Origin of the sequence: Shewanella sp. 10N.261.52.F9 (assembly GCF_041471165.1) — a bacterium.
In the GTDB taxonomy this organism is placed as follows: Bacteria; Pseudomonadota; Gammaproteobacteria; order Enterobacterales; family Shewanellaceae; genus Shewanella; species Shewanella marinintestina.
The window spans coordinates 1-1,657 of record NZ_JBFRNX010000047.1; the positions used below are offsets into that span (position 1 = coordinate 1).

The following is a 1,657-nucleotide window of genomic DNA, read 5'->3' on the forward strand; positions in this document are numbered from 1 at the left end:
GATCATTCACCGGGCTGACGGTTAGAGTGAGAGTAGCTGTTTCACCAGTATTAGTAGTGTAAGTGATTACCGGAACGACACCATGCCAGTTCTCATTTGGTGTGAAGGTATAGGAACCATCTTCGTTGATAACAATCGAACCGTCTTCTAAATCAACAGTTGTGCCTGTTGTATAGGTTTTTCCTTCAACTTCAAAGCTTGTTACGTTTAAATTGTTGTCTATATCAGAATCATTATCGAGCACGTTACCGTTGGCAACAGTGTCTTCTACAATAGTTTGGCTGTCATTGACTAGCGCACTAGGATCATCAACTTGAGTTACTTCGATGTTAAGCGTGGCGGTTTCGCCGGTGTTAGTGGTGTAGGTAATGACAGGAAGACTACCATTCCAATTTTCATTAGGTGTGAAGCTGTAGCTGCCGTCTGTGCCTATCAGCAAGATCCCCCCGCTTAAGGTAACACTCTCGCCGGCAGTGAAGCTTTCTTGGTTGCCGTTGCCATTAGTGTCGAGGGTGAAGCTCACCACACTGGTATTGCCAGCTTCATCATTGCTCAATACGTTACCGCTAGCGACTGTGTCTTCAGCAACAGTGATACTGTCATTGCTCAAGTCGGTTGCATCTTCTGTTACGGTAATGGTAAGCGTAGCTGTTTCACCTGTATTAGTGGAGTAACTAATGACTGGGACACTACCATTCCAATTTTCATTAGGTGTGAAGGTGTAAGTGCCGTCTTCGTTGATAACAAGTGAGCCACCGTCTAACTCAACAGTGCTTCCAGCGGTATAATTGTCACCATTTACTTCAAAACTAACGACCGTGAGATCGTTATCAACATCTGAGTCGTTAGTTAGCACATTACCGGTGGCGACTTCATCTTCAGCGATAGTTTGGCTGTCGTTAACCAGTACGCTCGGATCATCAACTGGCGTGACTTCAATCGTCAGTGTCGCGGTTAAACCGGTGTTTGTGGTGTACGTGATAACCGGAACAACACCGTTCCAGTTTTCATTGGGGGTGAAGGTGTAGGAGCCATCTGCATTGATGACTAACACGCCATCGTCGAGTTCAACGCTGGTGCCAGCGTTATAGGTTTGCCCTTCAACGTCAAAGCTAACCACTGATAAATCACTATCGAGATCTGTATCATTATCTAAGACATTGCCGGTAGCGATTTCATCTTCAGCGATAGTTTGGCTGTCATTAACCAGCACGCTCGGATCATCAACTGGGGTGACTTCAATCGTCAGTGTCGCGGTTAAACCGGTGTTTGTGGTGTACGTGATAACCGGAACAACGCCGTTCCAATTTTCATTTGGGGTGAAGATATAGGCGCCATCTGCATTGATGACTAACACGCCATCGTCAAGTTCAACGCTGGTGCCTGCGTTATAGGTTTGCCCTTCAACGTCAAAGCTAACCACAGACAAATCACTATCGAGATCTGCATCATTATCTAAGACATTACCGGTGGCGACTTCATCTTCCACGATAGTTTGGCTGTCATTAACCAGCATGCTCGGATCATCAATTGGTGTGACTTCAATCGTTAGCGTCGCGGTTAAACCGGTGTTTGTGGTGTATGTGATAACCGGAACAACACCGTTCCAATTTTCATTGGGGGTGAAGGTGTAGGAGCCATCTGCATTGATGACTAA

General features: G+C 45.9%; 1 protein-coding gene. It reads right to left on the minus strand.

All coding sequences use genetic code 11. The features are described from left to right. On the minus strand, positions 1 to 1,657 hold a 1,657-nt coding region (locus tag AB4298_RS21105), incomplete at both ends, for a cadherin-like domain-containing protein (protein ID WP_371988314.1).